This window comes from Floccifex sp., assembly GCF_051873495.1.
GTDB lineage: Bacteria > Bacillota_I > Bacilli_A > Erysipelotrichales > Erysipelotrichaceae > Floccifex.
In genome coordinates, this window is sequence record NZ_JBJEEX010000142.1 from 1 (window position 1) to 4,206 (window position 4,206).

The window sequence follows — 4,206 nt, forward strand, 5'->3', positions numbered from 1 at the left end:
AAACCCCAAAATTCGTCCCTAAAAAATTTGCCCCCAAAAGATTTTGGTTACCCTATTAATGGAAGAAATAGCAGTCCAAGCTTCATTGACAAGTGTATACGGGGGGGGGGGTAAAATTTAAGGTGTAATACTAAAGTGATTTTTTAGTATGAACGAAAGGAGGAAAAGAAAAATGAAAAAGATATTGAAATGTTTTATTCCATGTTTCATTGCAGCAACTATGTGTCTAGGACTTGTACAAGCTAGCTCTTTTATCAAAGCCGAAGAAGAAACAGTAGAACAAGTACAAGAAGAAACAACACCAACAGAACCGGAAACTGCTACAGAACAAGAACCTGTAGAAGAAGATCCAGTACCTGAAGAAAGCACCAATGAACAACCAATCACAGAAGAAACAGAGACAAGTGATCCAGTGGAAGAAGAAACAGAAAGTAGTCCTAAATTAGATGAAAACCAAGAAGAAACAACTGAAGGAGTTCCACTTACTTTAGATGCAGTGACATTAGATGATTCGACACCTACTTTTGTTCCATCACATAACAAAAAGATTAAATACAACGGTAATGATGAATATACTTTAAAACTTGATGTAACAGGTAAATATGAATCAGAAACTACGAAACAACCAGTAGATGTCTTATTGATTATTGATAAATCTGGAAGTATGAATAATGCTGATTCAAGTGAAACAATTAAAACGCCTATAGATTATAACACGATTGTTAACATGTCTAATTGGGAGTTCTATTCAAAAACGATATATGTTGAAATCGATGGGAATGAATATGAAGTTAGTAGAGGATACAATGGTAACTTATATGTTTGGGATTATCGATATATTGAATTAACGTCTGATGACTCTTTTTATACAAAAAGTACACAATCATATACAAAAATGGATAATTTGAAAAAGGTAGTTACAGGTCGTTATTCGACATCAAGTACAGATGCAGGTGATGGTTTAGCTGATATATTATTTGTAAATAATAAGGACAAGTTAGATGTTCGTATGGCAGCAGTGGCATATTCTGGACAAATAAAAACAAAAAAAGGTGGAAATTCAGACACTGTTGCTTACGATGATGCAGAAACTGTTTCAGGATGGACGTCAAGTCAATCCGATTTTGAATCGGCAATCTTAGGAATATTGGCAAATGGTGGAACCAATCCTCAAGCAGGTTTTTATGAAGCAACGAAAACAGGCGGAGTGGCAAAATCGTTTAGATCAAATGCACAAAAATACGTGATTTTCTTAACAGATGGTTTTGCTGGATACTATTACGATACTAATGGATATACAAAGGGATCTGGAAACGGGAACAACGACACTGCCAAATCAAGTGCAGTTAATGCCGCAGCAAGTATTACTGGATTAAACGGTTTTTACACAATTGCCTTTGGTTCAGGAGCCGATTCAAGTTTAACAACTGAAATGATTGCTGCCATGAAATATTTACCCGATGCAAATAAAGGATCATATTCTCCTGCAAATTTAACGGAATTAACAAATGTATTTAATACAATTGCAGCACAAATCACAGAAATCAAAATGACCAATGTAACAATTCAAGATACTTTGAGCGGTTATGTTGATTTGATACCTGATCAGAAAATTACTGTTGTTGATAGTAATGGTAATGCAGTACCTGATTCAAGCGTGTCTGTAAATGGAAAGACAATTACTGCTACTTTTGGTACGGAAGCAAACCCACTAAAAGAAAACGAAACGTATTCAATTCAATTTGATGTGAAAGTAAATCAATCTGCCTACGATAAGTATGCTGAACAAAATGGTTATGGAAATATTGTTGGTGATGCGAACACTGATTTAGCCGGTAATACTACAAGTAGTGGAAAACCTGGTTTCTATTCAAATGACAATGCGAATACTTTTGTAAGTTACACATACAAAGGAGAAACTGGAAAAGTCGCTTATCAAAAACCGGTTGTACAAGTCGATGAAACTAAGATTTTTAGAAACCTAACTATTTCAAAAGATGTTACTGGTTTATTTGGAGACAAGAAACGTGACTTTAGTTTCCAGGTATATCTAACAAAACCAGGCGAAACTAAATATAGTGGAACCATAGAAGCAACAAAAGGTGATGAAACACAAACTTTAACTTTTAATGAAGATGGTTATGTAACAGTTGAGTTAAGCGATGATGAATCAATTACTCTTAAAAATATTCAATACAATTCTACTTATAAAGTGGTTGAAGAAATGGGTAATTCTGAAGGCTATACAACTACAGTTAAAGTTGGTGATGGAAACGCTACTTCTGGAAAAGAAACAACAGGAAGTTTAGTAAATGATACATCAATTTTATTTACTAACGATAAACAAGCTGTTCCGTTAACTGGTATCAATGAAGATGACCATTCTTCATTAGGAATGATTGGAATCATTGTAGCTGAATTAGGTGCAATCTATTTAGTTCTTAGAAAGAAAAGACAATTAAAAATGTAGAGTAAGTTAGAATTTTGAAAGATACAAAACTTACTCTACATAAAATGAAAACTATTAAACAATTGGTACTTGTTTAATAATTTCATATCAATTTTATCAATGTTGTTTGGATATTCAAACAATTTATTGAAAGGTATTAATTTAATGAATCAAAGTCAAGCTTTGAAACAAGACATCAAAGACCTGCTGTTAAAACTCGGGATGCTTACGGTGATATTCATTGTATTGTTTGGATTCTGCTTTGGATTCATGGCAAATCCAGATGACTCTATGTCTCCAGCATTCTGTGAAGGAGATCTTGTAGCCTATTACAAGATGAATTCAAAATACATAATGGGAGATACGGTCGTAATAGAGTATAAAGATAGAACAATTGTTAGAAGAGTCGTCGCTGTTGAAGGTGATACAGTGGATATCAACGAAGATGGACAGTTGTTAGTGAATGGCTTCGTTCAACAGGAAAGCCACGTCTATAAAGAAACCTATCCATATAAAGAAGGAATAACATTTCCAGTAAAACTAAAAGAAGGAGAAGTATTCCTGTTAGCAGATAATCGAGAAAACAGCCAGGATAGTCGTGTATTCGGACCTGTCAAAAAGTCCGATATAAAAGGATCGGTACTTCTGGTATGCAGAAGACGAAACCTTTAAAAAATAAGAAAAGAGGAAACAAATTATGTTTAGAAAAAATATTAAACCCGTAGTATTAGCCGGTGCATTAGCTCTAGCTACAGCTGTTAGTCCAGTGTTTGCGGCAGAAGATACAAAATCAATTGATGTTACAAAAACAGCAGAATTTGCAGATGGATTTAATACGGTTGAAGGAAAATTTAGTTTTACAGTAACACCATATAGTTACTATACATACAAAAATTCTGATGGTAGCACAGATGAAGAATTTTATAAAAAAGATACTAATGGTGAAAAATTGGACTCTGTATTTCCTTCACATTCGATAACTGATATTGACATTAATTATGATGTTAATGGTACAAATCAATCGAAATCTGGAAATGGAACTTTAACTTTTAAAAAGAATACTAACACAATTCCAGGTGTTTATATTTATACAGTTCAAGAAAATACAGGAACAGATGCTAATTGGACATATGATGATACTACTTACTACGTATATGTCACTGTAGAAGATGATGGTACAGTTGGAATTACTCAAATTAAAGCAAAAAAAGGTAATACTTCATTACCTGAAAAGGATAAATTAACTGCGATTAATTTCACAAACCAATATACTGAAAATGCAACATTTGAAGTAGGAAAAACAGTAACAGGTAAATATGGTGATAAGACTAAATCGTTTGCATTCAATATCAAATTTGTTCAGGCCGATTACGCCCCAGAACAAGATATTACAGGTACAGTGTATAAAGACGGACAAGCAACAGATCAAAAGATTACATTCACATATGATGAAAACGGAACGGATGTTAGTTTAGCGGACGGAGAAGCCATTGTGTTTAATCAAATTCCTGTAGGTACAACATACTATGTAACAGAAACTGTTGCTGGAGATGATGGATATACTTCTACTTATGAACAATCAATTAATGGAAGCCAAAACCAAGGTACAGCTAGTAAAACAGATGCAGTAACAGACATTGTATATGATGATAATAAAAATGATAAAGTTCAATTCACAAACAATAAAGAAGGTAAAATTGATACTGGTATCATCACAAACAATGCACCATACATTGTATTGTTAGGAGCATCAGGTG

General features: G+C 33.6%; 3 protein-coding genes. All 3 read left to right on the forward strand.

Annotation, left to right across the window (positions count from 1 at the left end; genetic code table 11):
- The first annotated feature begins 172 nt into the window (after positions 1 to 172).
- The gene (locus ACI313_RS09455) at positions 173 to 2,470 is read left to right on the forward strand and encodes a DUF7604 domain-containing protein (protein WP_439755866.1); all 2,298 of its coding nucleotides are present in this window, start codon (positions 173 to 175) and stop codon (positions 2,468 to 2,470) included.
- 144 nt (positions 2,471 to 2,614) lie between these two features.
- The gene (gene lepB, locus ACI313_RS09460) at positions 2,615 to 3,121 is read left to right on the forward strand and encodes a signal peptidase I (protein ID WP_439755867.1); all 507 of its coding nucleotides are present in this window, start codon (positions 2,615 to 2,617) and stop codon (positions 3,119 to 3,121) included.
- A 25-nt stretch (positions 3,122 to 3,146) separates the two neighbouring features.
- A partial coding sequence (locus ACI313_RS09465) for a DUF7601 domain-containing protein (RefSeq protein ID WP_439755868.1) occupies positions 3,147 to 4,206 on the forward strand: 1,060 nt, incomplete at its 3' end.